Raw genomic sequence first — 26547 nt, forward strand, 5'->3', positions numbered from 1 at the left:
AGCCGGGTGAGCGACAAGCCCGAAATCTGGTTCTACCACCTGGAGCGGTCGACGCTGGATCAGGTGCTGCCGACCCTGCTCGACAAGACGATCGAGCGGGGTTGGCGGGCGCTGATCAAGTCGTCGCATTCGCATCGGCTGGACGAGGTCGACGAGACGCTGTGGACCTTTCGCGACGACAGTTTCCTGCCGCACGGCCGGGCGGATCAGCCCAATGCCGACCGCCAGCCTGTGCTGTTGAGCGAATCGGGAGAGAACCTGAACGGCGCTCAGGCGCTGTTCATCGTTGACGACGCAGAACTGGGCGCGACGGAAGGGTTCGAACGATGCTTCATTATTTTCGACGGTCGGGACGAGCCGGCCCTGCAGCACGCGCGCGGACGCTGGAAGACGTTGAAAGATCAGGGCGCGAACCTGGCCTATTGGCGTCAGACCGACGAAGGGCGCTGGGAAAAGGCGGCCTGATCGGGCTGGTCTTGCTAGCGGGCTGCTCGACGCCTGTCGCCGATGCCCCCGCGCCGCGCGCTGTGGAACATGCGCAGATGAACCCGCCCGTCGGAAGCCGCATGCCGACCGGGCAAACCGATGACGTCTGCAAGGCTGGCGAGATGCAGTATCTTGTCGGCAAGTCGCGCACCGAAATCCCGGTTCCGGTGGACGTCGTCAACCGCCGTGTGACCTGCACCACCTGCCCGGTGACGCAGGATTTTTCAGCCTTTCGGCTGAATATCTTCTACAACGAACAGACCGGCGTCATCGAACAGGTTCGCTGCGGCTAGTCGGCCGCGCCCATAGGGAGACGATCATGAAGACCCTTCTCAGCACACTGGCGGCTGTCGCCGCCCTGGCGTTGTCGGCCTGTGCGCCGACGCAGACTGTCGATCCCACGCCGGGGTCGGACACCGCCTTCAAGGCCTGCAAGGTCGAGGACTATCAGAGCTACGTCGGGCGCAACCGCTCGACCATCCCGACCGCCCCTGAGGGCCAGACCTTCCGCGTCCTTTGCACCACTTGCGCGGCGACGATGGACTATCGCGAGAACCGGGTGAACTTCGTCTATGACGAGGCGACCAGCATCGTTCGCGAAGTGAAGTGCGGCTGACGCTCAGCGTCCCACGGTATCGCCGGGCCAGAGCGGCCCGCTGAACTTGGCGGCCAGATAATCCATGAAGGCCGTGACCCGTGCGGGTCGCGGTCCGCCGCTGGGCGCCACCAGATGAAGCGCGATGGGCGGCAGGCGCCAGTCGGTCATCACCGTCTCCAGACAGCCGTCGGCGACATCCTTCCAGTAGATGAAGTCCGGCTGGGGAAAGAGGCCCAGCCCCGCGCACAGCGATGCGGTCAGGGCGTCGGAGTTGTTGGCCCTCAGCGGCCCGCGGGGATGCACGACGACCTCTTCGCCTGCATCATTGCTGAACCGCCAGGTGTCGGGGCTGGGCATGTAGGCGTAGCCGAGGCAGGCGTGGCGAGCCAGGTCGTCGGGGTGGGTCGGACGACCGCGCTGTTCCAGATAGGACGGCGAGGCCACCAGGGCGCGCGCCACCGGCCGCAGCTTGCGCGCCGTCAGCGAAGAGTCCGCCAGGGCCGCGATCCTCAGCGCGCAGTCGAAGCCTCCGCCGACCAGATCAATCACCTCGTCCGACAGATGCAGGTCGATCGACACATCCGGGTGGGTCGCCAGAAACTCGGGCAGGGCTGGCGCAACATAGGCCATGCCGAACGACATGGGCGCCGCCAGCCGCACCAGGCCGCGCGGGGTGACAGACATGTCCAGCGCCTCGGACACGGCGCCCTCGGCCTCGGCCAGCATATGGGCGGCGCGGGCGGCCAGGGTGCGTCCTGCATCGGTCAGGGCGAACCGGCGCGACGTGCGGTGGAGCAGGGTGGTCTTCAGCTGTTGCTCCAGCCGCGTCACCGCCTTGGACACCGTGGCCTTGGACAGGCCCAGGGTCTCAGCGGCGGCGGAGAACGACTGGCTGTCGGCGACCTTGGCGAAGATGGCCAAGGCTTCGAGGTCGGGCAGGCGGGACATGGGTGGCTCCGCGTCGTGAAACGATGAGTTTCGGTTGTTTCTATTTCTGTTCGGTCGCCGATCTCTATCTTGGCGTCAAGCAAAGGCGTCGGACGGTTCCGACGCGAAAGGACGAGTTCGATGATCGAGCGCAGACCGTTTGAAACCCTTGGCGGCGCCAACCACGGCTGGCTGAACGCCAAACACCATTTCTCCTTCGCCAACTACTACGATCCCAAGCGGATGAGCTGGGGCAATCTGCGGGTCTGGAACGACGACGAGATCGCCGCCGGCTCGGGCTTTCCGCCGCATCCGCACGCCGACATGGAGATCATCACCTATGTCCGCGACGGGGCCATCACCCATGAGGACAGCCTGGGCAACAAGGGCCGCACCGTCGCCGGCGATGTCCAGGTCATGAGCGCGGGCACCGGCATCCGCCACGCCGAATACAACGCCGAGCCGGAGCTGACGCGGATCTTCCAGATCTGGATCGAGCCGACCAAGCGTGGCGAGGCGCCCAGCTGGGGCTCCAAGCCCTTCCCCAAGGGCGAGCGTTCGGGCCAGTTCGTGGTCCTGGCGTCGGGCTTTGAGGGCGATGCGGATGCCCTGCCGATCCGCACCGATGCGCGGATCGTGGCGGCGACGCTGAAGGCGGGCGACAGCGCCGAGTATTCGCTGGGCGCCGACCGTCGGGCCTATCTGGTTCCGGCCAAGGGCGAGGTCGAGGTCAATGGCGTCAAGCTGAGCGCTCGCGACGGCGCGGCCATCGCGCAGGAGGATGTCGTGACGGTCAAGGCGTTGTCCGACGCCGAGATCGTGCTGGTGGACGCCGCCTGATTTTAGGATCAAGCTTCACGGTCGGACCCGTTCCGACCGTGACGTCTGCTTTTGAAAGCCGAGGAAAGAAATGTTCAATCAAGTGAATGGCTGGTCTTCTCGCGCGCTGGCGGCGCTGAGGATCGTCGCCGGCCTGCTGTTCCTGGCGCATGGCGTCGTCAAGGTTTTCGGCTTTCCGACCGGGGCCGAGCCGGGTCAGCAGGAGCTGCTGTCGCTGTTCGGGATCGGCGGCCTAATCGAACTGGTCACCGGCCTGCTGCTGATCCTGGGCCTGTTCACGCGACCGGCTGCACTGATCGCCTCGGGCCAGATGGCGGTGGCTTATTGGATGTTCCACTTCCCCAGCAGCCCGCATCCCGCAGTGAACGGCGGCGATGCGGCGATCCTGTTCTGTTTCGTCTTTCTCTACATCTTCACGGCCGGTCCCGGTGCGTGGAGCATCGACGACCGCAGCGCAAAGCGGTTCTGATTTCTTAGACAAGGAGAGCCGCCGCGCCGTCGGGCGCGGCGGCTTTTTCACGCCTGGAGGGTCGCGGCCCAGTCGGCGGCGCGGACCAGGCTGTCGACGATGCCCGGCTCGGACGAGGCGTGGCCGGCGTCGCCGACGATGTCCAGATGGGCCTCGGGCCAGGCGCGGTGCAGGGCCCAGGCGCCCGAGATCGGCGTGACTACGTCGAACCGCCCCTGGGCGATCCAGCAGGGGATGTGGCGCATCCGGTCCACATTCTTCAGCAGCCAGCCGTCCTCCTCGAAGAAGCCGGCATTGGTGAAGAACCAGTTCTCGATCCGGGCGAAGGCGACGGCGAAGTCAGGCTCCGCGAACTTGTCCGGCCGGGCGTTGGGGCCCTCGACGCTGACGGTCTCGCCCTCCCAGCTGGACCAGGCGACGGCGCAGCGTTCGCGCTCGGCTACGTCGTCGCCGATCAGACGTTTGTAATAGGCGGCCATCAGGTCGCCGCGCTCGGCCTCGGGGATGGGGGCGACGAAACGTTCCCAGGCGTCGGGGAAGATCATCGAGGCGCCGTCCTGATAGAACCAGTGCAGTTCCTTCTTGGTCAGCAGGAAGATGCCGCGCAGCAGCAGGGCCTTGACCCGATCAGGATGGGTGATGGCGTAGGCCATCGACAGGGTCGAGCCCCACGAACCGCCGAACACCACCCATTTGTCGATGCCACAGAGGACGCGCAGCCGCTCGATGTCGTCGATCAGGGTCCAGGTGGTGTTGTCCTCCAGCGAGGCGTGGGGGCGCGACAGGCCGCAACCGCGCTGATCGAACATGATGATGCGATAGACGGCCGGGTCGAAGAAGCGCCGCATGCCGGGGTTGACCGCGCCGCCCGGCCCGCCGTGCAGCACCAGAACAGGCAGCCCCTGGGGATTGCCGGATTCCTCGTAATAGATCTCGTGCACGCCCTCGGTCGTCATCCAGCCCGAGGCATAGGACTCGATCTCGGGGTGGAGCACACGACGCGGCTCGGCGGGCGTAGGGAAGGCCATGAAGGAACGGTCTTTCTGCGAGAACGAAGCGATTAGGAACGAAGCGCGGCGACGGCCAGGCAGACCCAGCCGGCGATCATCAGCAGGCCGCCCACGGGTGCGACCGCGCCGAAGGCGGGGGCGCTGAGGAAGGCGATCAGGGCCAGGGAGAGGCAGAAGATCAGGCCTCCTAAGGCGCCGAGCCAACCGGCGATCTGCGCCAAACGACCGCCGACAATCCACTGGGCGCATCCGAAGGCGAAGACGGCGTGGACCATCTGATACTGGGCGCCTGTGGTCAGCAGGGTCTTGATCTGCGGCCCGGCCCCGTGCGCGGCGAAGGCCCCGACGGCGACGGCCATGGCGCCGTTCAGGGCGGCGAAGACGATCAGATTGCGACTCACTGGCATTCCAGAACCCTAGCCCGGCGCATCCCGAATGTCTGTGATCAGGAAGGATTAACCGGCGCGAGGCAGCGGCGTCAGATGGCTGGCCATGGCGGAGGCGGCGGCCTTGATGCCCTTGCGCACGGCGGCCTCGTTGGCGGGCGCGGGGGCGCGCAACAGGCCGACCGACGGGGTCAACGGGCCGTCCGGCAGGTCCGCCAGCACGCGGTAGAGAAGGTAGGAGCCGACATCTTCCTCGGCCTCCGACGAGGCGTCGGCTTGCAGGCCGGCGGCGGTCAGGGCGCGCAGCATGTCGGCGACGGGCGCGGTGGTGCGGGCGATGCCGGGGCCGGTGCTGGACAGGCGGTTCTTGTAATCCAGCGTGCGGTTCTCGGCGCGCATCTGAACCCGAAAACCGGAGCCCTTATGCGTGCGCCCGACCAGCAGGACGGCGCGGCAATCGCCGCTGCTCAGGCGTGCGGCCAGGGTCGAGGCCAGTTCGTCGGGGTCGGCGGCGGCGATGGGCACGGCGCGGGCGCCGACGGGACTCCAGATTTCGCCGGACAGATTCTCGACCAGATCCCAGCCATCGTCCTCGCCATCGTAGGCGCAGATTATTATGCCAGGGCGGCGGTCAACGCTCGCAGGGCCGTCGATCTCGTTCATCGTGCCGGCCATAGCCCCATCCATGACAGTTCGGTGACGCGCAGGAGGCTGTAACTTCCGAACGCGGTCAAGCCCTGATGATCCTTAACCCAGGTCGCCGACGGCCGCATCCAGCAACATGAAGGCGCGGCCGCCGTCGGACGCCAGGCTGGTCTGGACCGCTGCGCTGTCGCCTGCGCGGGCCGAGGCGTTCAACATGACGGCGAAGTTGCGGACATAGCGTTCGGCGTCGCCACGCAGTTCGGCGTCGCTGAGCACGCGGCGCGAGACGCTGCGCACGGCGGCGGGGGCGACGCGGCGCACGATCTGGCGTGCGGCGTCGGGGTCGCCCTTGCTGATCGCGCGCGCGGCTTCCTCGACGCGCGAGCGGGGCAACAGGGCGTTGGGATCCACGCCCATGCGCCGGATGGCGGCGGCCACGCGTTCGGACAGGGCCTCGGCTTCGGCGGGCGAAGGGGAGGGTGTGTCCAACTCCAGCGGGGCCTCGTTCTCGTCGTCGCCGGAGATCAGATCGCTCCAGTCCAGCCGATTTTCCGACGGCGGACGCGGGGTTTCGGCGGGTTCAAGCCGCAGGCGACTGCGCAGGCCGAACCGGCGCTCTTCTGGCGGCGTCTCCGGCGGTGACATGCGCGACTGGCGAGGCTCGGGATGGGGTTCGATTTCGGGCGTCGGTTCGCGACGGCGAGGTGGCGAGGCGTCGCCCGACACCACGCCCATCAGGCGCACGGCCTCGGTCAGCATGTCGTAGTTGCGACGCACACGCTCCTGGAACCCGACATCCAGCGCCTCGGTATCTTCTGCCGCCTTGCGCGAAGCGGCGGACAGGGCGGCGAGACCGTCCTCGACCGTGGCGCGCACGGCGTCGGCGCGGGCGCGGGCTTCCTGGGGCAGGCGGGCGGCGCGTTCGTCGATGTCGGCGACGGCGGTGTCGATCTCCGACAGGGCCGAACTCAGTCGAGTGACCAGGGTCTCCAGTCGATTGGCCATCCGCTCGCCGGCCTCGTCCACCAGGCCGGAGGTTTCGTTGACGATCCGGCGGGCGTCGGCGATGCGGGCGTCGGCGGCCGTGTCCGCCTTCTGGGCGGCTTCGAACAGGGATTCGCCCAGTCGGTCGGTGCGCAGACGGGCCTGTTCGGCGGCATCGGCGGCGGCGGCGCGGGAATCCTCGGCCGTGGCGCGCATCTGCTCCAGCGCACGGCGGGTTTCTTCCATCAGGGCGTCGCGAGCCTCGGCGGCCAGGGCTTCGAAGCGGTCCAGGGCGACCTTGGTGGCGGAATCGAAACCGTCGGCCTCGCGTTGCGACATGTCCACCAGGGCGCGGAACTGATCGGCGGCGGCCTCGACCAGGTCGCGCATCGACTCGACCGAGGTCTGGGACGTGCGATCCAGATCGCCGGCGGCGGTGCGGGTGGCGGACAGGTGTTCGATCAACTGCGCGCGCTGGCTCTCGACCTGAGCGGAGAAGTCTTCCTGATCGGTGCGCAGGGCGTAGGCGGCGGTGACCAGGGCGGCGCGTTGCTGGCCCAGGCCTTCTTCGACCGACTGGATCTGTTCGGCGACGCCGGTGCCGGCGTTTTCCAGACGGATCGTCTGGCGCGCCAGATCGTCGGAGGCGACACGCGCGGCGTCCTGGGCCTCGCCGGCGGCGGCGGCCAGATCTGCGGCGCGGGCGGCCAGGGCGGCCTCGGCCTCACGCAGTTGCGCCTGCGCCAGGTCGGAGGCGTCCGCGACCATGCGGGATTGGCGTTCCACCGCGTCGATGACGCCGGCGGCCTGGGTGTCCAGATGAATGCCCAGGGTCTGCATCTGGTCGCGCTCGCGCCCCAGGTTTTCGGTCAGGCACCGGGCGGTGCGGCCCGCGTTTTCTGCCGCCTCGTTCAGACGCGTGGTTTCCTGTGAGAGCGCTTCGCGAAGCAGGGCCATGTCGTTGCGGGCGCGTTCGGCCGCCAAGGTCGCATGGTCGATGTCGGAACGCAGCGATTGGAGGACTTCGCCGGTCTGTTGGGCGGCCAGGGCGGTCGGGGCGACCAGGGCCTCGGCCAGCTGTCGGGCGCGACGGGTCTCGGCGGCGAGGCCGGCCCCTTGACGCACGGCATGGGCCAGCATGATGGCCAGCCCGGCCGGGGCCAGGGCGATCAGGACATAGATGGCGATCCGCAGCGGGTCCAACTCGGCCCCGCCCGCGCCAAACTCATAGGCGGCCCATGAGGCGACCCCGCCGATCCACAGGGCGGACGCGATGCCGGATATCAGATAGGCGTGCCGGCCGGACGGTTCGGGCTGGGTCTTGGCTGCGACCGTCTTCACCGCAGGCGGGTTGGACAGTTCGAAGGTTGCGGGCGGCTTTCCTGCGGCGACGGCCATTTCGACGGCGGCGGTCGATTCCGGCATAGGCTCTGCGCTCAGTTCAGGCGTTGCCATGGGCTCGGGCTCGATGGGACCACGTTCCGCCGCCAGGGCGCGTTCCTCGGCGAGGCGTTGTTCTTCCAGCAGGCGACGTCGACGGCGCTCGGACATGGGAGGGTCGAATGGGGGTGGGTCGAACGGGGGCGCCTCGAACGTCGGCTGAATGATTTCGAAATCCGGCTCGGGGATCGGTTCGAGTTCTGAAGTCGCATCATCCGACGGCGTCTCGTCCGTGATCGACAGTTCGACGGGCGTAACGCCTTCGTCGTCGGTCAGCTTAAGCGGCGGCCGTTTGGGAGACTTCATCAGCTCTAAAACTCGATCTCTACGCGGGCGTCCGACAGCGCCGAGGAAACCCTAGAGCATGATTGGTGCGGACGAAACCGACTCAAGACCGCAACCTGTCGATGAACCGCTGCGCCGACGCACCAGAAGGCGCGATCCGATCAGCAGTCGCGCTGGGTTTCGGACAGCAGGGGCGCTTGCGATCCGGCGTCGCGACACTCGGCGACACGGCGCACTTCGCGGTCGGCATGGTTCGGTGTTTGGGTGTCCACGCCGAACTGCGACAGGACGACGGCGGCCAGCAGGGCGATGAAGCCAGCGATCAGTTCGACAAGCGCCTGCATTCTACCCTCCCTCGCAGCCTGTATGGCTACGCTCCTTATGCGCCAAATCGACGAACGTCACAATCCCGCCCTGAAAGATTGACCCGACGAGACGTGCGTGGAACGGAGGATGCGGACGCTCCGACACCGTGTCATGCGAATCAGGCAGATGGGTCGCATGACGCAAGGCGGCGACAGTTACGAAGGCAGTCTTCTGGAGCCCGGTCCGGGCCTGTGGACCTCTGCGGTCGCGCATCGCTTTTCGGTGCTGATGGAGAACGAGGCCTATTTCGACGCCCTGTCGTCGGCGTTGCACAAGGCCGAGAGGTCCATCGTCTTGCTGGGCTGGCAGTTCGATCCCCGCACGCACCTGGACCCAGAGACGCGGCCCGGCGACAAATCAGCCGAGATCGGTCGCCAGTTGCGCATGATGGTGAAGAAGAAGCCGGATCTGGACGTGCGGCTGCTGATCTGGAAGTCGCCCCTGCTGATCGCGGCGTCGCAGGGCTTTTATCCGCACCGGGCGCAGCGCTGGTTCCGCAAGCGAATGGTCGAGTTCCGGCTGGATTCGCCGGGGCCGATCGGCGCCTGTCACCATCAGAAGGTCATCGTCATCGACGACAAGGTGGCCTTCTGCGGCGGCGGGGACATCTCGACCGACCGTTGGGATTCCGACGAGCATCTGGACGGCGACCCGCGCCGCGCCCTGCCCAGCGGCCTGATCTGCAAGGCGCGGCATGAGGTGATGGCCGTGATGGACGGGCCGGCGGCGCGCGCGCTGGGTGATCTGGCGCGGGAACGCTGGTTCAAGGCGACCTGGGAACGCACCACTCCGGATGAGGTCGAAAGCGATCCCTGGCCCGATGGTGTACCTGTGCAGATGACCGACGTTCCCGTCGGCATCGCCCGCACCGAGCCCAAATGGTCCGGTCGTCACGAGGTGCGCGAAAGCGAAGCGCTGCATCTGGACTCCATTCGCCGCGCCAGGCGACTGATCTATTTTGAAAACCAGTATTTCACCTCGCCGGTCATCGCCGCGGCCCTGGCCGAACGGCTGGCCGAGGTGGACGGGCCGCAGGTGATCGTCATCTCGACGGCGAAAAGCCCCAGCTGGTTCGACAGCCTGACCATGGACACGGCGCGGGCCGAGGTGCTGCATCGGCTGGAGCAGGCCGACACCTACAACCGCTTCTTCGCTTTCGCCCCGCTGACCGAGCATGGCGACCGGATCATCGTTCACGCCAAGGTGACGATCATCGACGACCGACTGCTGAGAATCGGATCCACGAACCTGAACAACCGCTCGATGGGGTTGGACACCGAATGCGACATCGCCGCCGAGCCGACGGATGACGCCGGGCGGGCCGTGATCGCCGCCTATCGCCACCGCACAATCGCCCACTGGCTGGGCGTGGCGACCAAGGACTATGCGGCGGTCGAGGGCGTATTCGGCTCGGTCGGGGCGGCCATCTGCAGCTTCGAGACTGACCGGCTGAAGCCGCTGGGGTCGGACCCGCCGACGCGCATCCAGCGGATGTTCGCGGAATGGCAGTTGGGCGACCCGACCTCCTCGACCGACGCCTGGCGGCCTTGGAAGCGGCTGAAACGGTCCCAACGCACCCGACCGGCGTCCGAGGGCGGTCACGCGCCGGGTTGAACCACATCGAAATCGATGATCAGCGGCAGATGGTCCGACGCCACGCGCGCCAGGGGCGAAAAGGCCGAGCGCACCGCACGGATGCGGATTTCGGGGCTGACGAAACAGTGGTCGATGCGGATGGCGGGGAAGGCCGAAGGGAAGGTCTTCACGCTGGGCTTCAGGCCAAGCTGGCGCTGGCAGTCCTGAAGGCTGCGGCACAGGGTCTGATAGGGGCGGGTGATGGAGGTGGCGTTGAAATCGCCCGCCAGCAAGGTCGGTCCTGTGCAGGCGCCGACCCAGCCCAACCCGGCCAGAGCCGCCGCCTGAAGCCGCTGTTCGCGGGGGACCAGGCCCAGATGGGTGTTCAGGACATTGATGGCGGTCCCGTCGATCTCGATCTCGGACCAGATGGCGCCGCGCGGCTCAAGGCCCGGAATGCCGGATACGGTGGGCAGGGCGCCGGCGCGCATCAGGCGTTCAGGATGGGGGGTCAGGATGGCGTCGCCATACTGTTCGGTCTCGACCCGCATTGCCGGGTGAAAGCGTGAGGTCATGGCGAGGCCGGTGGCGATGGCCTGCGCCTGATCCACGCTGCCCGTGCGAACGCGGCCGACGTCCAGTTCCTGGAGACAGACGATGTCTGGCTCGTATTCGCCAATGACGGCGACGATCCGGCCGACATCCAGCCGGCGATCCGTGCCGACGCAGCGGTGGACATTATAGGTGAGAAGGCGAGGCATGAGGGTTTTGGGGACGTGTCGGTTCTTGGACGTTGACCGTGGGCTAGGCCTTCTGACGCGCGAATGCGACCCCGATACGACGATCAGAGCAGGATCAGGTGATCGGGCAGTTCGTTGGGGTTGTCGGGGCGCGGCGGGAAGTGTCGGGCCAGAACCTGTCCGCACAGGTCGACAGCGGCTGCGAAACCCTCGACTGGACGATCGGCCCGCAGTTCGCGGGTCAGGACGGCGACGGCCTGGGCCCAGGCGTCCTCATCCACCTTGGCGTAGATGCCTTCGTCGGCGATCAGCTCGACCTGATGTTCGTCCAGCGCGGCGAACAGCAGGACGCCGGTGCGTTCGGTGGTGACATGGACACCCTGGGCCATGAACTGCTGCAAGGCGGCTTCTCTGACGCGACCACGCCGGACACCGGCAGGCGTGACCAGCCTGCGAACGGCGGGAATGCGCGTCAACAGAAAGATGCCGACGAAGACCACGGCTTGAGACAAGGCATAGAGCGCCAGGGCCTGACCCGTGGTGGCGGCTTGGGCGGCATCATGCGCGGCTTCCCAGCCATCGCCGGGCCAGCGGAAATCCAGCAAGAAGGGAATGAAGACGATGGGCGCCAGCAGGGCGGCGCCTGCCGCCCAGGCCAGGCTGACGTCCAGATAGGTGGAGACCCGTCGCGAGATCACGCAGAAGATTTCGCCCGACGTCTGTCGCTCGGCGGCCGAGATGGCCTCGGCGATCCGGGCGCGGTCGTTGTCCGTGATCTGCATCACCATCCCCCCGAGGCGCCGCCGCCGCCGAAGCTGCCGCCGCCTCCGCCGAACCCACCGCCACCGCCGCCCCATCCGCCACCGCCGCGTCCCGAGCTTCGCAGCGCTTCGGACGCAGCCCACAGCAGCACGGATCCGACGTTGCTGCGCCGCCCGCGCCCGGACCGCATGGCGATCAGGAACATGAACAGGAAGATGGCCGCGATGATGACCACTGGGATGATGGACTCGGGCTTGGTGTCAGTCTGCTGCGCCGCAGCCGCCTGGGCTCGCGCCTGCGCCTCGGCGGGGTCGAGCGACAGTTGGCCGATCAGTGCATCCACGCCCTTGACCACGCCCGCCTGGTAATCGCCGTCGCGGAAGGACGGCAGGATGTCGTCGCGGATGACCTGAGACGAGAAGGCGTCGGTCAGGATCGGCTCAAGCCCATAGCCGACTTCGACGCGGACCTTGCGTTCGTTGGGGGCGACGATCAGCAAGGCGCCGTTGTCGTTTTCCTTCTGGCCGATGCCCCAGGCGCGACCCAGTTGATAACCGTAGTCCTCGATCTCCTGATCCTGCAGACTGTTCACGGTCACGACGACAAGCTGGTCGGTGCTGCTGGCCTCCAGCGCCGCCAGCTTTTCCGTCAGAGCCTGTTCGGTCGCGGGATCGAGCAGATTGGCCTGATCGACCACCCGCCCGGTCAGGGGCGGGAAGTCGAGCTTGGTTTGGGCCGTCGCCGGAAAGGCAAACAGCAGGGCGGCGACCAGACACAGAAGGAGGGCGGCGAGGCCCGTCGGACGCCGCGCCGCCGCTTGAAGACCTGTCACTGCGCGGGCGGGGTCGCGCCCGGCGCCACGGCCGGTGCGCCGCCGCCGGGCGCCGAAGCGTTTGCGGGCGGGGCGTTCAGGTTGAAGTTGACCTGGGGCGCCGACTGGGCCGCGGCGGTTGCGGTGAACAACTGCATCGGCTGCGAGCCTCCGTGCAGGGTCTTGGCCCAGATCACCTGCGGGAAGGTGCGCAGCGTGGTGTTGTAGTCGCGAACAGCCTCATTGTAGTCGCGGCGCGAGATGGCGATGCGGTTCTCGGTGCCTTCCAACTGAGACTGCAGGGTCAGGAAGTTCTGGTTGGCTTGAAGTTGCGGATAGGCCTCGACCGTGACCAGCAGGCGCGACAGGGCGCCGGACAGTTGGCCCTGGGCCTCCTGATACTGCTGGAAAGCCTGCGGGTTATCCAAGTCGTCGGCCGAGACGTTGACCGAGGTGGCGCGGGCGCGGGCGTTGATCACGTCCGTCAGGGTGGTGCGTTCCTGGATCGCGGCGCCCTGGACGGTGGCGACCAGATTGGGAACCAGGTCGGCGCGGCGCTGATATTGGCTCTGCACGTCCGCCCAGGCCGCCTCGGCGCGTTCCTGCTTGGTCGGGATGGTGTTGTAGCCACAGGCAGCCGCAGCCGGGGTGATGAGGAGTGCGGCCGTCAGAGCAAGGGCGCGAGCGTTGAGGCGAACCATGACATCTCCCTGTCGGCGCTGATCGCCGTCGGGTCGAATATTGACCCGCCGCATGAATGCATCAAGCGTCCAATGGCTCCGGTTGGATATTGTTGATGCGGCAGGCCGCCGAATAGGTGTTGGCCAGCAGACAGCCGATGGTCATGGGGCCGACGCCGCCCGGCACCGGGGTGATGCGACCGGCGATCTCGACCGCCTCCTTGAAGGCCACGTCGCCGACGACGCGGGTCTTGCCCTCGGCGGCCTTGACGGGATCGGCCGAGGGGACGCGGTTGATGCCCACGTCGATGACGGTCGCGCCCGGCTTGATCCAGTCGCCCTTGATCATCTCGGGGCGACCGACGGCGGCGACCAGGATGTCGGCGCTGCGGCACACGTCGGGCAGGTCGCGCGTGCGGGAATGGGCGACGGTCACGGTGCAGCTCTCGCCGAGCAGAAGCTGGGCCATCGGCTTGCCGACGATGTTGGAGCGGCCGACGATGACGGCGTTCAGACCCGACAGGTCGCCCAGCTGATCCTTGAGCAGCATCAGGCAGCCCAGCGGCGTGCAGGGCACGAGGCCCGGCAGTCCGACGGCCAGACGACCCGCATTGACGACGTGGAAGCCGTCCACATCCTTGTCCGGGGAAATGGCGTCCAGCACGACCGAGGCGTCGATGTGAGCGGGCAGGGGCAGTTGAACGAGGATGCCGTGGATGCCCGTATCCGCATTCAACTGGGCGATCAGGGCCAGCAGTTCGTCCTGGCTGGTGGTGTCGGCCAGGCGGTGGGTGTCGGAGCGCATGCCGGCGCGCAGGGTCGTCTCGCCCTTGTTACGCACATAGATCTGGCTGGCGGGATCCTCGCCGACGATGACGACGGCCAAGCCGGGTTTTACGCCGTGTGCGCTCTCCAGCCGGGCGACGGCCGCGCCGACACGCTCCACCAGGGCGACCGAAAAGGCCTTGCCGTCGATCAGGGTCGCAGGCGTGGATTGGGCCGACATGGCAGCTCCGTCTGGCGGGAAATGAGGATGGCGGCGATTTACAGCCGTCACGGTTCGGCGTCTATGATCCCCGTCCAATGCTGGAGGAATTCATGAATCGTCCGTCTCTTGCCGCCGCAGTCAGCACCGTCGCCCTTCTGTGGGCCGCCGCGCCGGCTTTGGCCCAGGACGCGCAACCCTTGCGGATCGGCGCGACGGTGAACGGCGCCCTGACGGACGCAGACGGCAAGGCGGCGGACGACGACTATCGCTATGACGACTACCGGTTCGACGCACGCGCAGGCCAGCGTCTGGAAGCCATTCTGAGGTCCGACGCCTTCGACGCTTTTCTGGCGGTCTATGCGGACGGCGTAGAGGGCGAGCCGCTGGCGACCGACGACGACGGGCTGGAGGACGGCACGAACGCGCGTCTGCGTTTCACGCCAGAACGGGCGGGCGCCTATGTGCTGCGGGCCAGGACACTGAGCGGGCTGGACGGCGGCGACTATCGCCTGTCGCTGCAGGAACGCCCGGCCGCGCCGCGTGCCCCGCGCCCTAGCGGCATCCGCCTCGGTGCGACCGAGAGCGGCGAACTGACCGCGCGCGATCCGGAGCAGGAGGACGGCGGCCGCTATGATGCCTACGCCTTCCGCGCCAACGCCGGCGACCGGTTCGTCGTGACGCTGGATTCCGAGGCCTTCGATCCCTTGGTGCGGGTCGGGCGGATGAACGGTCCCGACTTCGTGGAGATCGGCTCCAACGACGACGCGCCCGGCGGCGGGCTGAATTCGCGCCTGACCTTTACGGCGCCGACGGCAGGCGAATATGTGATCCGGGCCACGTCGCTGGAAGACGGCCTGGGCCGCTATGAGGTGGGTCTGGCCGAGGCGCCGCCCGCCGCGCCGTCCAAGCCCATCGCCGTGGGCGACGAGATCAAGGGCGAGTTGGGGTCCGACAGCCCCGTCAACGACGGCGGTCAGCGCGCCGATACCTATCGCTTCACCGGCACGAACGGCCAGCGCGTCGCCATCGAGATGAAGTCCAGCGACTTCGACGCCTATCTGACCCTGCGGCGCGCGTCGGACGATACCGTGTTGGCCGAGGATGACGACGGCGCCGGATCGGGAACGGATTCGCGCATCGCCCGCACCCTGGACGCCGACGGCGACTACATCATCGAGGCGCGGGGCTTCAGCGACGAGGCGGAGGGCGACTATACGCTGACGCTGACCGAAACCGCGCCGCCGCCTCCACCGACCCCGGCGACCCTCGGGCAGAAGGTCGAGGGCGAGATCACGGACGAGGACCCTCAGGGCGACGACGGCAAACGCTATGACGCCTATGTCTTCACCGGAACGGAGGGGCAGCGCGTCCAGGCCATTCTGCGCTCGGGCGACTTCGACGCCTATCTGGAAATCGGCGAGGTCGGTGATACGTTCGAAGCCTTGGCCAGCGATGACGACGGCCTGGCGGAAGGCACGGATTCGCGCCTGAACTTCACCCTGCCGTCGGCCGACGACTATGTGGTGCGGGCCTCGCCGCTGGATTCGGAAGGCAAGGGACTTTACTCGCTCGAACTGCTGGATCGTGGGCCTGAGCCCAAGCCGGGCAGTCTGCTGGTCGGCGGAACCGTTCGCGGAACCCTGTCCAACAGCGCGGCGCTCAGCGACGAAGGCGCCTATTTCGACGCCTATCGGTTCCAGGCCAAGAAGGACGAGAAACTGCGGATCACCATGGTCTCGAATGCCTTCGATTCCTTCATCGACCTGGGTCAAGTCGATGACGACGGCGACTTCTCCAGCCTGGCCACCGACGACGACGGCCTGTCGGACGCCCACGCCAAGCTGGATTGGACCGCGCCTGACGACGGCTGGTATCTGGTGCGCGCCCGCGCCTATGGCCCCAATCAGACGGGCGCCTATGCTCTGACGGTGGAGCGTCAGCCGGCCGGCGCGTCGGTCGCCGCCCACGATGAGGCGCCCATCGTCGTGACGCCGAAATAAGGCGATGACCGACGCCACCCCGCCAAATCGCAAGGATCAACACCTGGACGTGGTGCTGGCCGGGCGCGGCCGACACGCGCGCGACGCGGGTTTCGACCGGGTGCATTTCGTCCATGAGGCGCTGCCGGATCTGGATCACGACAAGATCGACCTCGGCGCCGACTTCCTGGGCAGGCGGCTGAAGGCCCCTTTGCTGATCAGCGCCATGACCGGCGGACCGACGCGCGCCGAGGCGATCAATGCGCGCCTGGCCGAGGCCGCCCAGCATCTGGGCATCGCCTTGGCCGTCGGCTCGCAGCGCGCGGCGGTCGAGGGCGGGGCGGCGGGCGGTCTGGACCGGACGCTGCGTCGTCGGGCGCCGGACACCTTCATCCTGTCCAACATCGGGGCGGCCCAGTTGACGCGTGGCTTCGGGCTGGACGAAGCCCGGCGGGCGGTCGAGATGATCGACGCCGACGCCCTGGTCGTTCACTTGAATCCGTTGCAGGAAGCCTGTCAGCCCGAGGGTGACCGCGACTGGTGGGGCGTCGGCGCGGCGCTGGAAGCCTTGGTCCGCAAGCTGGAGGTTCCGGTCGTCGTCAAGGAGACGGGGGCGGGCCTGTCGGGTCACACGGCGCGGCGACTGGTGGACATGGGCGTGGCCGCCGTGGACGTCGCCGGGGCCGGCGGTTCCAACTGGGGGCTTGTCGAGAGCGAACGCGCCGTCGATCCGGCGGACAAGGCCCACGCCGCCGTCTTCGCCGACTGGGGCACGCCGACGGCCCGCGCGCTGGTGGACGTCAGGCGCGCCTGCCCGGACGCCGTCATCATTGGATCGGGCGGCGTGCGAAACGGCCTGGATGTCGCCAAGGCGATTCGTCTCGGCGCGGACGTGGCGGGGCAGGCGGCGGGGGTTCTGGCGGCGGCGACGATCTCGACCGAGGCGGTCGTAGATCATTTTCAGCTGGTCATTCGACAGCTGAGAACCGCCTGTTTCTGCACCGACTCAGCCAATCTGGCGGCTCTGAGACGGGCGCCGCTGCACCCCTTCGACTGATCTGCACGGTTGCCAATCCTTCGGCGGCCCGTGTAGAGGACCGCCTCCTGTTGGGGAGTAGCTTCCGACGTCGAGACGTCGGGATCGTGTCAACACACTCGCGTTTCGGCGCGTGGCGCGATCAGCGGACCATCACCGCCTAGCGAGACCAGCGCGTTCCACCGCCGCACCGGCCGGAGTGGAACCGCTGTCTTGCGTCCGGTCGAGTGCAGTCCATGACCCCGGGAACAATCGCCATCCTGTCCCTCAGCATGTCCACGGACGCCTTTGCTGCCGCCGTGGGCCGGGGAGCCTCGCATCGTCCGGCCGTGAAGGACGCGATCAAGGCGGGGCTGGTGTTCGGGGTCATCGAGGCGATCACGCCCCTGATCGGCTGGGGGCTTGGCATCGTCGCCGCAGGCCTGGTCGAGAAGGTGGATCACTGGATCGCCTTCACGCTTCTGCTGATCGTCGGCGGCAAGATGATCTGGGAGGGCGCCAAGCCACGCGATGCGCAAGACGACGCTGCGCCGCGCCGGTCCGGCCCTTGGGCCCTGATCGCCACCGCCATCGGCACCAGCATCGATGCGGCGGCCGTGGGCGTGGGCCTGGCCTTCATCGGCGTGAACATCTGGGTGATCGCCGCCTCGATCGGCTTCACCACCTTCGTCCTGACCACCATCGGCATGCTGATCGGCAAGGCCGTGGGAACCCGATTTGGCAAGTCTGCCGAGATCGTCGGCGGCGTGGCCCTGATCGGCCTGGGCACGGCGATCCTGCTGGAGCACCTGGGTATTCTTGGCGGCTAAGCCGTCAGGCCGAGGGCAGGAGGTCTGCGGCGAAAGCCCGATAGCGACCGGCGCGCACGCCGTCTGTCGCGCGTGCGATGTCAGGCGCGAAATAGTGATCGCTGGTATAGGGAGCGGCGGCCTCTCGCACGATGGCGAAGACCTGTTCCAGGGCGGGGGAGCTGGTCAGCGGACGATGGAATTCCAGGCCCTGCGCCGCGGCCAGAAGTTCGATGCCGACCACCGTCGCCGCGTTCTCGGCCATGTCCAGCAGGCGGCGCGCGCCGTGGGTGGCCATGGAAACGTGGTCTTCCTGATTGGCGCTGGTGGGCACCGTGTCCACGCTGCATGGATGGGCCACCATCCGGTTCTCGGCGATCAGGGCGGCGGCCGTGACCTGGGCGATCATGAAACCGGAGTTCAGACCACTTTCCTTGACCAGGAAGGCCGGCAGTTCGCTCATCTTCGGATCGACCAGGATCGAGGTGCGGCGCTCGGAGATATTGCCGATCTCGCACAGCGCCATGGCGATCTGATCGGCTGCAAAAGCAACGGGTTCCGCATGGAAGTTGCCACCCGAGATGATGTCCTCGTCTTCGATGAAGACCAGCGGATTGTCGGTCACAGCGTTGGCCTCGCGCTCCAGCGTGGCGGCGGCGCCGGTCAGGACATCCAGGATCGCGCCCATGACCTGGGGTTGGCAACGCAGGGAGTATGGATCCTGCACCTTGGCGCAGTCGTCGCGGTGGCTGTCGCGGATGGCTGAGCCGGTCATCAGGTTGCGAAGGCGGCCGGCGACGGCGATCTGACCCGGCTGGCCGCGCAGGGCATGGATGCGCGGATCGAACGGGGCGTCGGAGCCCTTCAGCGCATCGACCGACAGGGCGCCGGCCGCGATGCCGGCGGCGAACACGGCTTCGGTTGCGAACAGGCCCGCCAGGGCCAGGGCGGTCGAACACTGGGTGCCGTTCAGCAGGGCGAGGCCTTCCTTGGGGCCGAGTGTCAGGGGCGTCAGGCCGATCGTCGCCAGCGCGGCCTCTGCTTCAAGCGTCTGGCCGCGCACGCGCGCCTCACCGACGCCGATCAGGACGCAGCTCATATGCGCCAACGGGGCCAGATCGCCCGAGGCGCCGACCGAGCCCTTCGACGGAATGCAGGGCAGGATATCCGCGTTGACCAGCGCGATCAGGGCCTCAAGCGTCTCGCGCCGTATGCCCGAGGCGCCGCGCGACAGGCTGGCGATCTTCAGCACCATCAACAGGCGCGTCACCGCATCGGGCAGCAATGGTCCGACGCCGCAGGCGTGGCTCAGCACCAGGTTGCGCTGAAGTGTTTCCAGATCTTGAGGCGCGATGGACGTGTTGGCCAGCAGGCCGAAACCCGTGTTGACGCCATAGACGGTGCGGCCCTGGGCCACGATGTCGGCGATCACGGCCGCGCCCCGGTCCACGTCGGTCCAGGCGGCGGGCGCCAGTTCGACCGTGACAGGGCCGTTAAGGACGGCGCGCAACTGGGCGAGTGTGAGCGGCGAGTGGCCGAGGATAAGGGTCATGTCTGCTTGTTCCTGTCTGCGGCTCAGCCGGGCCGCCGTGAAACCCACAGGCCGAACAGCGCCGCGATGGGAAACATCAAGACGCCATAGACCGCCGCCGGCAGCGACATTTCCGGCTGTTGCAGCACGCCTTGGGCGATGACGATGGCGAGGGTGGCGTTGTGGATGCCGACCTCGAAGGCGCTGGCCACCGCTTGGGACTTTTCGATCTTCAGCAGGCGCGGAACGACGTAGCCGACCGTCAGGCTCAGGACGCAGAAGACGATGGCGATCCCGCCGAGCAGCAGGACGTTGGCCGCCAGAAGGTCGAAGCTGCTGGCGACCGATCCGAGGATCACGAGGACCAGGATCGCCACCGAGGCGATGCGGACAGGCTTGTCCATGGCCTTGGCGAAGCCCGGTTTCAGCGCCCGCACCGTCATGCCCAGTGCGACCGGCGCGAGAACGATCAGGAACACCTCCAGCGTCTTCTTGAACTGCAGGCCGACGCTGAGGTCGCCGGGCTGGAACCAGGCGATGGCCAGGTTGGTGATGACCGGAAGGGTCACAACGGCGATGACCGAATTGATCGCCGTGAGCGAGATGTTCAGCGCCACATCGCCCCGGAACAGATGGCTGTAGAGGTTGGCGGTCGTGCCGCCGGGCGAGGCCGCGAGCAGCAGCATCCCCACCGCCAGGATGGGCGGCAGGCGGAACAGAAGCACAAGGGCGAAACAGATGGCCGGCAGCACCAGCAACTGACAGCCCAGGGCGACGGCGGCCGCCCTGGGCTGTTTGGCCACGCGCACGAAGTCGGCTGGCGTCAGATCCAGCCCGAGGCCGAACATGATGATCCCCAGGGCCAGAGGCAGGGCGACGGCGGCGAATTCCATGCGGCTTTCCTAGGAGATGAGGGCCGGCAGTCGACCGGCCTGGAACATTAGATCAGGCGAGGCTGGGAAGGTTCAGTTCGTGCTCACGAGCGGCGGCCTTGGCGATGTCGTAGCCGGCGTCGGCGTGGCGCATGACGCCGGTGGCGGGGTCGTTCCACAGCACCCGTTCCAGCCGTCTGGCGGCATCAGGGGTGCCGTCGGCGACGATGACGACGCCCGAATGCTGGGAATAGCCCATCCCGACCCCGCCGCCGTGGTGCAGCGACACCCAGCTGGCGCCCGAGGCCGTGTTCAGCAGGGCGTTCAGCAGGGGCCAGTCGGAGACGGCGTCTGAGCCGTCCATCATGGCCTCGGTCTCGCGGTTTGGGCTGGCGACCGATCCGCTGTCCAGATGATCGCGGCCGATGACGATGGGGCCGGACAGTTCGCCCGACGCCACCATCTCGTTGAACATCAGGCCGGCGCGGTGGCGATCACCCAATCCGATCCAGCAGATACGGGCCGGAAGGCCTTGAAATGCGATACGCTCGCTCGCCATGTCCAGCCAGCGATGCAGGCCGGCGTTGTCGGGGAACAGCCGCTTCATGGCGGCGTCGGTCTTTCGGATATCGTCTGGATCGCCGGTTAGGGCGGCCCAGCGGAAGGGGCCGATCCCGCGGCAGAACAGCGGGCGGATATAGGCGGGCACGAAGCCGGGGAAGTCGAAGGCGTTGGCGACGCCCGCGTCGAAGGCGACCTGGCGGATGTTGTTGCCATAGTCGGTCGTCGGCACGCCCATCGCCTGGAAGGCCAGCATCGCCTTGACGTGTTCGACGATGGAGGTGCACGCGGCGGCGGCGACGCTGTCGGGATCGCTGACACGCTTGTCTTCCCATTCGGCGACGGTCCAGCCGGAGGGCAGATAGCCGTTGATCAGGTCGTGGGCGCTGGTCTGGTCGGTGACCAGATCGGGGCGAATGCCACGTCGGACCATTTCAGGCAGAACATCCGCTGCATTGCCCAACAATCCGACAGATATGGATTTTTCCGTTCTGCCAGCGTCTTCGATCAGCGCCAAAGCCTCGTCCAGCGTCTCGGCCATGACGTCGAGGTAACGGGTCTTCAGCCGCATCTCGATCCGGCTGCGCTGGCATTCGATGGCGAGGCAGGAGGCGCCGGCCATGGTCGCCGCCAGGGTCTGGGCGCCGCCCATGCCGCCCAGGCCGGCCGTCAGGATCCACTTGCCCGACCAGTCGCCGCCATAGTGCTGGCGACCGGCCTCCATGAAGGTCTCATAGGTGCCTTGGACGATGCCCTGGGTGCCGATGTAGATCCACGACCCGGCCGTCATCTGGCCGTACATCATCAGGCCCTTGCGATCGAGTGCGTTGAAATGCTCCCAGGTCGCCCATTTGGGCACCAGGTTGGAGTTGGCGATCAGGACGCGTGGGGCGTCGGCATGGGTGCGGAACACCCCGACCGGCTTGCCCGACTGCACCAGCAGGGTCTCGTCGGCTTCCAGCGTCTTCAGCGTCTCGACGATCCTGTCGAAGGCGGCCCAGTCGCGCGCCGCCTTGCCGATGCCGCCATAGACCACGAGGTCCTGGGGCCGCTCGGCGACCTCTGGGTCGAGGTTGTTCATCAGCATACGCATGGCGGCTTCGGCCGCCCAGGTCTTGGCGGTCTTGTCCGGCCCGCGCGGGCTGCGGACGATCCGGGCGTTGGGCGTGTTCATCTCTGGCTCTCGGCGAAGGCGATGCAGGCGGTCAGCACCCGGTGCAGATGCTGGCGCATAGGTTCGGCGCGTTCGGGTTCGTAGGGGCTGGGCCAGTTGTCCGGCGACACGAGTCCTGATGGATCGAGGATGTAGCCCCGGTCCGCCAGCTCCATCTGGATGGCGTGGACGCCGGTCTCGGGCCGGCCATAGTGGCGCGTGGTCCAGCCGCCCTTGAACCGGCCGTTGACGACCAGGCTGGCGCCGCTGATCGCACAAGCGGCCTCGACAGCCTGGGTCAGGTCTCCAGCGCAGGTCGCGCCGTCATTGTCGCCGATGTTGAACTGAGGCAGTTCGCCCTCGAACAGGCGTGGCACGATCGAGCGGATCGAATGGGCATCGTAGAGCACGACTGGACCGTCGCCGCGCAGCCGATCCAACTGGGTCTGCAGGGCCGCATGATAGGGATCGAACCAGGTCGCGCGTCGCTCGGCGATCTCGGCCCCGTCGGGCTCCTGGCCCGCCCGATACAGCGGCTCGCCATCGAAGGTCTCGGTAGGGCACAGGCCGGTCGTGGTCATGCCGGGATAGAGGGAGACGCCCGACGGATCACGGTTCACGTCGATGACGCTGCGGGACACGCCGGTGCGGACAAGAGTCGCGCCCATGTCGACGGCGAAGTCGTACAGCCGATCCACCCACCAGTCGGCGTCCTTGCGCGCCAGCCAGCCGGAGGTCATCCGCGCCTCGATGGCGGCGGGAATGTCGGTCCCGGTGTGCGGCAGGCCGATCACCAGCGGCGCCGAACCTTCATGCACGGTCAGCCAGTCCTGCATCCGTCCAGCCTCCCTCGCCAAATCGATCCGTCGTGGTATGTCTAGACATATTGATCGCAACACGACGGACCTGTCCAGTGACCCTTCAGCCGCAGCCCGTGGATCGCTCCCTCTGGTTCGAGGCGGCCCTGTTGCCGGAGGGCTGGGCGCACGATGTCCGCATCGGCGTGGCGGGCGGGCGGATCGTCAGTCTCGAAGCGGGCGTGGCGGGCATTGGCGGGGATGGGGGCGGCGGAGTCGCCTTGCCGGGCGTCGCCAATGTCCACAGCCATGCGTTTCAGCGGGCCATGGCCGGCCTGACAGAGGCGCGCGGGCCAGAAAACCAAGATGGGGCCGATGACGACTTCTGGACCTGGCGCGAACTGATGTATCGCTTCCTCGACCGGGGCGGGCCGGAAGAGATCGAGGCCATCACGGCCCTGGCCTTCATGGAAATGCTGGAGGGCGGCTTCACCCGCGTCGCCGAGTTCCACTATCTGCATAACGACCCCTCGGGCGCCGCCTATGCCGACCGGGCCGAGATCGCGACGCGGATCGTCGCGGCGGCGCAGGCGACCGGGATCGCCCTGACGATGCTGCCGGTCTTCTATGCTCATGCCGGGTTCGGAGGACAGTCGCCGTCGCACGGCCAGCGGCGCTTCATCAATGACCTGGATGGGTTCGCCGATCTGATCGCGCGATGCCGCATCCTGACCGCCGATCTGCCGGACGCCGTGGTCGGCGTGGCGCCGCACAGCCTGCGCGCCGTCAGCCCGGACGAACTGGCCGCCATGCCCGCGCTGGCGGGCGAGGGGCCGGTCCATATCCATGTCGCAGAACAGACCAAGGAGGTCGAGGACTGCCTGGCCTGGTCGGGGGCGCGGCCGGTCGAATGGCTGCTGGCCAATGCGCCGGTCGATGCGCGCTGGTGCCTGATCCACTCGACCCACGTGACCGAGACCGAATGGCGCGGCGTGGTCACGCGTGGCGCCGTCGTCGGCCTGTGCCCGATCACCGAGGCCAATCTGGGGGACGGCGTCTTTCCGGCGGCTGAGTTCACCCGCGCCGGCGGGCGGTTCGGGATCGGCACGGACTCCAACGTCCAGATCGGCGTGGCCGAGGAACTGCGTATGCTGGAATACAGCCAGCGCCTGGCGCTGCGCGGTCGGGCGGTCATGGCGGACCTCCAGCGCTCGACGGGCCGCGCTCTGTTCGAGCGCGCATTGGCGGGCGGCGCCCAGGCCACCGGCGCCGTATCGGGTCTGAGCGTCGGGGCGTCTGCGGACATCGTGTCGTTGGATGCAAGCGGCGTCGCCTTCGCCGGACGATCAGGCGATGCGGTGCTCGACAGTTGGATCTTCGGCGCGCCGACGGGCTCGATTTCGTCAGTCTGGCGCGCGGGGGGCGAGGTCGTGAAGGACGGCCGCCATATCGCGCGCGACGCCATCAAGGCGCGCTATCGCAACGCGCTGGCGACGGTGCTGGAGTGAGCCTGCACCGCCGCATCTACGCCGATTTGGAGGGGCGCATCCTGTCCGGCGATCTGTCGCCCGGCGACCGGATTCCGTTCGAGCACGAACTGACCGACCGCTACGGCTGTTCGCGCATGACGGTGTCAAAGGCCATCTCCGAGCTGGCGGGCCGGGGGCTGGTGACGCGCCGTCGCCGGGCCGGCACCTTCGTCGCCCAGCCCAAGGCCCATGCCGCCGTCCTGGCCATTCCCGACCTGCGGGCCGAGGTGATCGAGCGAGGGCAGGCTTACGCCTATGTCCTTCTGGAGCGGATCGAGCGCGAGCCGGAGGGGGCGGAGGAAATCGAACTGGCGTCGGGCGGTCGTCTGCTGGACCTGACCTGTCTACACAGCGCCGACGGGGCGCCGCTGGCGTTGGAGCACCGGCTGATCGCCCTGGGCGCAGCGTCGCAAGCCATAGATGTTGATTTTCAGACGGTTCCGCCGGGAAGCTGGCTGCTGGACTCCGCCCCCTGGACCGAGGCGGAGAACCGCATCTCGGCCATCGCGGCCGACGCCCGCGCCGCACGCCTTTTGGAACTCAAGCCCGGCGCCGCCTGCCTGTGCGTCGAGCGGCGGACGTGGCGGGACGGGCAGGGGGTGACGCGGGTCTGGCAGACCTTCCCCGGCGACCGCTATGATCTGGTGGCGCGTTTCTCGTCAGCCCATTCCCCCGTTCTGGCCAAGGAGGCCCGCCGATGAAGGCCGACCGTCTGCTGATCGACTGCCACGTCGCCACCATGGTCGAGGGGCCGGTTCCCTACGGCGCCATTCAGGACGCGGCCGTGGTCGTCGCCGACGGCCGGATCGCCTGGGTGGGGCCGCGGGCCGATCTGCCCGCCGTGGATGCGGCCGAAACCGAGCGGTTGGACGGTCGCTGGATCACGCCGGGCCTGATCGACTGCCATACTCACCTGGTGTTCGGCGGCGACCGCTCGGCCGAGTTCGAGCAGCGACTGGGCGGCGCGACTTATGAAGAGATCTCCCGTGCCGGCGGGGGCATCGTCTCCTCGGTCAAGGCTACGCGGGCGGCATCGGAAGACGACCTGTTCGCCTCGGCCATGACCCGGCTGGCGGGGCTGAAAGATACTGGCGTCACGACCGTTGAGATCAAGTCCGGCTATGGCCTGGATCGCGAGACCGAGCTGAAGATGCTGCGCGTCGCGCGCCGGATCGGACGCGAAGGCGGGGTGCGCGTCCGCACCAGCTACCTCGGCCTGCACGCCGTGCCTCCCGAATATCGCGACGACCGCGCCGCATATGTCGATCTGGCCATCGACGACATCCTTCCCGCCGCCCATGCCGAAGGTCTGGTCGATGCGGTCGACGCCTATTGCGAGCCCATCGCCTTTTCGAGCGACGAGGTGTCGCGCCTGTTCGACAAGGCCCGTACGCTTGGCCTGCCGGTCAAGCTGCATGCTGACCAGTTGTCGAACGGCGGCGGCGCGGCCCTGGCGGCGCGCTATCAGGCCCTGTCCGCCGACCATATCGAACATGCGACCGAAGACGGCGTCGCCGCCATGGCCGCCGCCGGCGTCGTTGCTGTCCTCCTGCCCGGCGCCTATCTGATGCTGCGCGAGACCCAAACGCCGCCCGTCGATCTGCTGCGCCGCCACGGCGTGCGGATGGCCGTCGCCACCGACTGCAACCCCGGCACCTCGCCCGTCGCCTCCATGACCGCCGCGCTGAACCTCGCCTGCATCCAGTTCCGCCTGACCCCAGAGGAGGCCTTGTCGGGCGCGACGCGAGAGGCGGCGCGAGCGCTGGGGATGCTGGCCGAGATCGGGACGCTCGAAGCCGGCAAAGCCGCCGACCTTGCGATCTGGGACATCTCGCGACCGGCCGAGCTTTGCTATTGGCTGGGCAAGCCTTTGCTGAACGCGGCATGCCGAGGCGGAAAGCACGTATAGATTGCATTTATGAATCGAACCATAGATTGTCTGCATGGCCGCAGAACAATCAAACGATGTTCAAGCCTTCATCAAACACTGGTCCGCTGCGCCGATCAGCGAGCGGTCTCAGTATCAGACCTTCATCATACAACTGTGCAGACTGATCGGGGTACCGGCGCCGGACGACGTGCGCGCTGGCGACCTCGACTATTGCTTCGAACGCTCGGTCCAGTTTCGTCATGATGATGGATCGACCACAGCGGGACGGATCGATTGCGCCAAGCTAGGGTGCTTTGTTCTTGAGGCCAAACAGTCGGACAAACGTCGTGACGGCGGACCGATGGACACGGCGGCCCAATTGGCCCCTGTTGGGCAAGTCTTCCAAACGCGGACTCGCGTCATCGCCGCACGCCGTTGA

The 26547-nt window shown here is 67.6% G+C and carries 28 protein-coding genes; 13 read left to right on the forward strand and 15 right to left on the reverse strand.

Features of this window, described 5'->3' with window-relative positions; translation table 11 throughout:
- The first annotated feature begins 6 nt into the window (after window positions 1-6).
- The 3 genes from EGY25_RS14780 (at window position 7) to EGY25_RS14790 (ending at window position 1102) form a co-directional block, all read left to right on the forward strand.
- The gene (locus tag EGY25_RS14780; protein ID WP_135195788.1) at window positions 7-465 is read left to right on the forward strand and encodes a DNA polymerase III subunit chi; all 459 of its coding nucleotides are present in this window, start codon (window positions 7-9) and stop codon (window positions 463-465) included.
- A 101-nt stretch (window positions 466-566) separates the two neighbouring features.
- A complete protein-coding gene (locus tag EGY25_RS14785) occupies window positions 567-779 on the forward strand; it encodes a hypothetical protein (RefSeq protein WP_135195789.1) in 213 nt (70 codons plus the stop codon).
- Between the two features lie 26 nt (window positions 780-805).
- Complete coding sequence (locus EGY25_RS14790) at window positions 806-1102, forward strand: hemolysin (protein WP_135195790.1); 297 nt, start codon at window positions 806-808, stop codon at window positions 1100-1102.
- A gap of 3 nt (window positions 1103-1105) precedes the next feature.
- On the opposite strand, the gene EGY25_RS14795 is transcribed toward EGY25_RS14790, so the two are convergent.
- Window positions 1106-2032, reverse strand: a complete 927-nt coding sequence (locus EGY25_RS14795; RefSeq protein ID WP_135195791.1) for a LysR family transcriptional regulator — start codon at window positions 2030-2032, stop codon at window positions 1106-1108.
- A 120-nt stretch (window positions 2033-2152) separates the two neighbouring features.
- Between EGY25_RS14795 and EGY25_RS14800 the strand changes: the two genes are divergently transcribed.
- The gene (locus EGY25_RS14800; protein WP_135195792.1) at window positions 2153-2851 is read left to right on the forward strand and encodes a pirin family protein; all 699 of its coding nucleotides are present in this window, start codon (window positions 2153-2155) and stop codon (window positions 2849-2851) included.
- A 70-nt stretch (window positions 2852-2921) separates the two neighbouring features.
- The gene (locus EGY25_RS14805; protein WP_135195793.1) at window positions 2922-3320 is read left to right on the forward strand and encodes a DoxX family protein; all 399 of its coding nucleotides are present in this window, start codon (window positions 2922-2924) and stop codon (window positions 3318-3320) included.
- 47 nt (window positions 3321-3367) lie between these two features.
- Here the strand turns inward: EGY25_RS14805 and pip are convergent, their stop codons facing one another.
- The 5 genes from pip to EGY25_RS14830 all read right to left on the reverse strand — a co-directional run bounded on the left by pip (window position 3368) and on the right by EGY25_RS14830 (window position 8414).
- On the reverse strand, window positions 3368-4348 hold the full coding sequence (gene pip, locus EGY25_RS14810; RefSeq protein ID WP_135195794.1) for a prolyl aminopeptidase: 981 nt from the start codon (window positions 4346-4348) through the stop codon (window positions 3368-3370).
- Window positions 4349-4380: 32 nt separating this feature from the next.
- Window positions 4381-4737 (reverse strand): DUF423 domain-containing protein, encoded by a 357-nt coding sequence (locus EGY25_RS14815; RefSeq protein ID WP_135195795.1) that lies wholly within the window; start codon window positions 4735-4737, stop codon window positions 4381-4383.
- 48 nt (window positions 4738-4785) lie between these two features.
- Entirely contained in the window at window positions 4786-5391 is a 606-nt protein-coding gene (locus tag EGY25_RS14820; protein ID WP_135195796.1) for a hypothetical protein, read from the reverse strand.
- Between the two features lie 72 nt (window positions 5392-5463).
- Window positions 5464-8091 (reverse strand): tipN, encoded by a 2628-nt coding sequence (locus EGY25_RS14825; protein WP_135195797.1) that lies wholly within the window; start codon window positions 8089-8091, stop codon window positions 5464-5466.
- Between the two features lie 140 nt (window positions 8092-8231).
- Complete coding sequence (locus EGY25_RS14830) at window positions 8232-8414, reverse strand: hypothetical protein (RefSeq protein WP_135195798.1); 183 nt, start codon at window positions 8412-8414, stop codon at window positions 8232-8234.
- 148 nt (window positions 8415-8562) lie between these two features.
- Between EGY25_RS14830 and EGY25_RS14835 the strand changes: the two genes are divergently transcribed.
- Window positions 8563-10050 carry a phospholipase D-like domain-containing protein gene (locus EGY25_RS14835; protein WP_245159489.1) on the forward strand — a complete coding sequence of 496 codons (1488 nt, stop codon included), beginning with the start codon at window positions 8563-8565 and terminating at the stop codon, window positions 10048-10050.
- Here the strand turns inward: EGY25_RS14835 and EGY25_RS14840 are convergent.
- The 5 genes from EGY25_RS14840 to EGY25_RS14860 form a co-directional block, all read right to left on the reverse strand.
- Window positions 10035-10772 (reverse strand): endonuclease/exonuclease/phosphatase family protein, encoded by a 738-nt coding sequence (locus tag EGY25_RS14840; RefSeq protein ID WP_135195799.1) that lies wholly within the window; start codon window positions 10770-10772, stop codon window positions 10035-10037. The genes EGY25_RS14835 and EGY25_RS14840 overlap by 16 nt on opposite strands.
- Before the next feature lie 83 nt (window positions 10773-10855).
- The gene (locus EGY25_RS14845; RefSeq protein ID WP_245159490.1) at window positions 10856-11533 is read right to left on the reverse strand and encodes a TPM domain-containing protein; all 678 of its coding nucleotides are present in this window, start codon (window positions 11531-11533) and stop codon (window positions 10856-10858) included.
- Window positions 11533-12345, reverse strand: coding sequence for a TPM domain-containing protein (locus EGY25_RS14850; RefSeq protein ID WP_135195801.1), 813 nt, complete (start codon window positions 12343-12345; stop codon window positions 11533-11535). The genes EGY25_RS14845 and EGY25_RS14850 overlap by 1 nt, the downstream gene beginning before the upstream one ends.
- Window positions 12342-13025: a LemA family protein gene (locus EGY25_RS14855; protein ID WP_135195802.1), complete on the reverse strand. Its 684-nt coding sequence runs from the start codon at window positions 13023-13025 to the stop codon at window positions 12342-12344. The genes EGY25_RS14850 and EGY25_RS14855 overlap by 4 nt, the downstream gene beginning before the upstream one ends.
- Before the next feature lie 61 nt (window positions 13026-13086).
- Window positions 13087-14010, reverse strand: coding sequence for a bifunctional methylenetetrahydrofolate dehydrogenase/methenyltetrahydrofolate cyclohydrolase (locus EGY25_RS14860; RefSeq protein ID WP_135195803.1), 924 nt, complete (start codon window positions 14008-14010; stop codon window positions 13087-13089).
- 92 nt (window positions 14011-14102) lie between these two features.
- Between EGY25_RS14860 and EGY25_RS14865 the strand changes: the two genes are divergently transcribed.
- The 3 genes from EGY25_RS14865 to EGY25_RS14875 all read left to right on the forward strand — a co-directional run bounded on the left by EGY25_RS14865 (window position 14103) and on the right by EGY25_RS14875 (window position 17816).
- On the forward strand, window positions 14103-15992 hold the full coding sequence (locus EGY25_RS14865) for a PPC domain-containing protein (RefSeq protein WP_135195804.1): 1890 nt from the start codon (window positions 14103-14105) through the stop codon (window positions 15990-15992).
- A gap of 4 nt (window positions 15993-15996) precedes the next feature.
- Window positions 15997-17028, forward strand: coding sequence for a type 2 isopentenyl-diphosphate Delta-isomerase (fni, locus tag EGY25_RS14870; RefSeq protein WP_135195805.1), 1032 nt, complete (start codon window positions 15997-15999; stop codon window positions 17026-17028).
- 215 nt (window positions 17029-17243) lie between these two features.
- A complete protein-coding gene (locus tag EGY25_RS14875; RefSeq protein ID WP_135195806.1) occupies window positions 17244-17816 on the forward strand; it encodes a manganese efflux pump MntP in 573 nt (190 codons plus the stop codon).
- A gap of 4 nt (window positions 17817-17820) precedes the next feature.
- Here EGY25_RS14875 and hutH read toward each other — a convergent pair whose 3' ends face one another.
- Genes hutH through hutG form a run of 4 tightly spaced genes read right to left on the reverse strand, consistent with a single transcriptional unit; the run spans window position 17821 to window position 22748 of the window.
- Complete coding sequence (hutH, locus tag EGY25_RS14880; RefSeq protein WP_135195807.1) at window positions 17821-19347, reverse strand: histidine ammonia-lyase; 1527 nt, start codon at window positions 19345-19347, stop codon at window positions 17821-17823.
- Between the two features lie 23 nt (window positions 19348-19370).
- Window positions 19371-20219 (reverse strand): bile acid:sodium symporter family protein, encoded by an 849-nt coding sequence (locus tag EGY25_RS14885; RefSeq protein WP_135195808.1) that lies wholly within the window; start codon window positions 20217-20219, stop codon window positions 19371-19373.
- 52 nt (window positions 20220-20271) lie between these two features.
- Window positions 20272-21933 (reverse strand): urocanate hydratase, encoded by a 1662-nt coding sequence (gene hutU / locus EGY25_RS14890; RefSeq protein WP_135195809.1) that lies wholly within the window; start codon window positions 21931-21933, stop codon window positions 20272-20274.
- A complete protein-coding gene (hutG, locus tag EGY25_RS14895) occupies window positions 21930-22748 on the reverse strand; it encodes an N-formylglutamate deformylase (RefSeq protein ID WP_135195810.1) in 819 nt (272 codons plus the stop codon). The genes hutU and hutG overlap by 4 nt, the downstream gene beginning before the upstream one ends.
- A gap of 77 nt (window positions 22749-22825) precedes the next feature.
- On the opposite strand from hutG, the gene EGY25_RS14900 reads away from it, so the two are divergent.
- Genes EGY25_RS14900 through EGY25_RS16810 form a run of 4 tightly spaced genes read left to right on the forward strand, consistent with a single transcriptional unit; the run spans window position 22826 to window position 26547 of the window.
- Window positions 22826-24217: a formimidoylglutamate deiminase gene (locus EGY25_RS14900; RefSeq protein WP_245159491.1), complete on the forward strand. Its 1392-nt coding sequence runs from the start codon at window positions 22826-22828 to the stop codon at window positions 24215-24217.
- Window positions 24214-24939, forward strand: coding sequence for a histidine utilization repressor (gene hutC / locus EGY25_RS14905; RefSeq protein WP_135195811.1), 726 nt, complete (start codon window positions 24214-24216; stop codon window positions 24937-24939). The genes EGY25_RS14900 and hutC overlap by 4 nt, the downstream gene beginning before the upstream one ends.
- The gene (gene hutI / locus EGY25_RS14910) at window positions 24936-26147 is read left to right on the forward strand and encodes an imidazolonepropionase (RefSeq protein ID WP_135195812.1); all 1212 of its coding nucleotides are present in this window, start codon (window positions 24936-24938) and stop codon (window positions 26145-26147) included. The genes hutC and hutI overlap by 4 nt, the downstream gene beginning before the upstream one ends.
- A gap of 34 nt (window positions 26148-26181) precedes the next feature.
- On the forward strand, window positions 26182-26547 hold the full coding sequence (locus tag EGY25_RS16810; protein ID WP_245159492.1) for a type IIL restriction-modification enzyme MmeI: 366 nt from the start codon (window positions 26182-26184) through the stop codon (window positions 26545-26547).

Source organism: Brevundimonas intermedia (assembly GCF_004614235.1).
Taxonomy (GTDB): Bacteria; Pseudomonadota; Alphaproteobacteria; order Caulobacterales; family Caulobacteraceae; genus Brevundimonas; species Brevundimonas intermedia_A.

Bases quoted from the DNA above. Each gene is read 5' to 3' on its own strand.
- EGY25_RS14865 (WP_135195804.1), top strand. From the start codon at position 14,103: ATGAATCGTCCGTCTCTTGCCGCCGCAGTCAGCACCGTCGCCCTTCTG.
- EGY25_RS14795 (WP_135195791.1), bottom strand. From the start codon at position 2,032: ATGTCCCGCCTGCCCGACCTCGAAGCCTTGGCCATCTTCGCCAAGGTC.
- pip (WP_135195794.1), bottom strand. From the start codon at position 4,348: ATGGCCTTCCCTACGCCCGCCGAGCCGCGTCGTGTGCTCCACCCCGAG.
- EGY25_RS14860 (WP_135195803.1), bottom strand. From the start codon at position 14,010: ATGTCGGCCCAATCCACGCCTGCGACCCTGATCGACGGCAAGGCCTTT.
- EGY25_RS14800 (WP_135195792.1), top strand. From the start codon at position 2,153: ATGATCGAGCGCAGACCGTTTGAAACCCTTGGCGGCGCCAACCACGGC.
- EGY25_RS14820 (WP_135195796.1), bottom strand. From the start codon at position 5,391: ATGGCCGGCACGATGAACGAGATCGACGGCCCTGCGAGCGTTGACCGC.
- hutG (WP_135195810.1), bottom strand. From the start codon at position 22,748: ATGCAGGACTGGCTGACCGTGCATGAAGGTTCGGCGCCGCTGGTGATC.
- EGY25_RS14835 (WP_245159489.1), top strand. From the start codon at position 8,563: ATGGGTCGCATGACGCAAGGCGGCGACAGTTACGAAGGCAGTCTTCTG.
- EGY25_RS14830 (WP_135195798.1), bottom strand. From the start codon at position 8,414: ATGCAGGCGCTTGTCGAACTGATCGCTGGCTTCATCGCCCTGCTGGCC.
- fni (WP_135195805.1), top strand. From the start codon at position 15,997: ATGACCGACGCCACCCCGCCAAATCGCAAGGATCAACACCTGGACGTG.
- EGY25_RS14785 (WP_135195789.1), top strand. From the start codon at position 567: ATGCCGACCGGGCAAACCGATGACGTCTGCAAGGCTGGCGAGATGCAG.
- EGY25_RS14805 (WP_135195793.1), top strand. From the start codon at position 2,922: ATGTTCAATCAAGTGAATGGCTGGTCTTCTCGCGCGCTGGCGGCGCTG.
- EGY25_RS14885 (WP_135195808.1), bottom strand. From the start codon at position 20,219: ATGGAATTCGCCGCCGTCGCCCTGCCTCTGGCCCTGGGGATCATCATG.
- EGY25_RS14875 (WP_135195806.1), top strand. From the start codon at position 17,244: ATGACCCCGGGAACAATCGCCATCCTGTCCCTCAGCATGTCCACGGAC.
- EGY25_RS14790 (WP_135195790.1), top strand. From the start codon at position 806: ATGAAGACCCTTCTCAGCACACTGGCGGCTGTCGCCGCCCTGGCGTTG.
- hutI (WP_135195812.1), top strand. From the start codon at position 24,936: ATGAAGGCCGACCGTCTGCTGATCGACTGCCACGTCGCCACCATGGTC.
- EGY25_RS16810 (WP_245159492.1), top strand. From the start codon at position 26,182: ATGGCCGCAGAACAATCAAACGATGTTCAAGCCTTCATCAAACACTGG.
- EGY25_RS14825 (WP_135195797.1), bottom strand. From the start codon at position 8,091: ATGAAGTCTCCCAAACGGCCGCCGCTTAAGCTGACCGACGACGAAGGC.
- hutH (WP_135195807.1), bottom strand. From the start codon at position 19,347: ATGACCCTTATCCTCGGCCACTCGCCGCTCACACTCGCCCAGTTGCGC.
- EGY25_RS14840 (WP_135195799.1), bottom strand. From the start codon at position 10,772: ATGCCTCGCCTTCTCACCTATAATGTCCACCGCTGCGTCGGCACGGAT.
- EGY25_RS14845 (WP_245159490.1), bottom strand. From the start codon at position 11,533: ATGCAGATCACGGACAACGACCGCGCCCGGATCGCCGAGGCCATCTCG.
- hutU (WP_135195809.1), bottom strand. From the start codon at position 21,933: ATGAACACGCCCAACGCCCGGATCGTCCGCAGCCCGCGCGGGCCGGAC.
- EGY25_RS14855 (WP_135195802.1), bottom strand. From the start codon at position 13,025: ATGGTTCGCCTCAACGCTCGCGCCCTTGCTCTGACGGCCGCACTCCTC.
- EGY25_RS14815 (WP_135195795.1), bottom strand. From the start codon at position 4,737: ATGCCAGTGAGTCGCAATCTGATCGTCTTCGCCGCCCTGAACGGCGCC.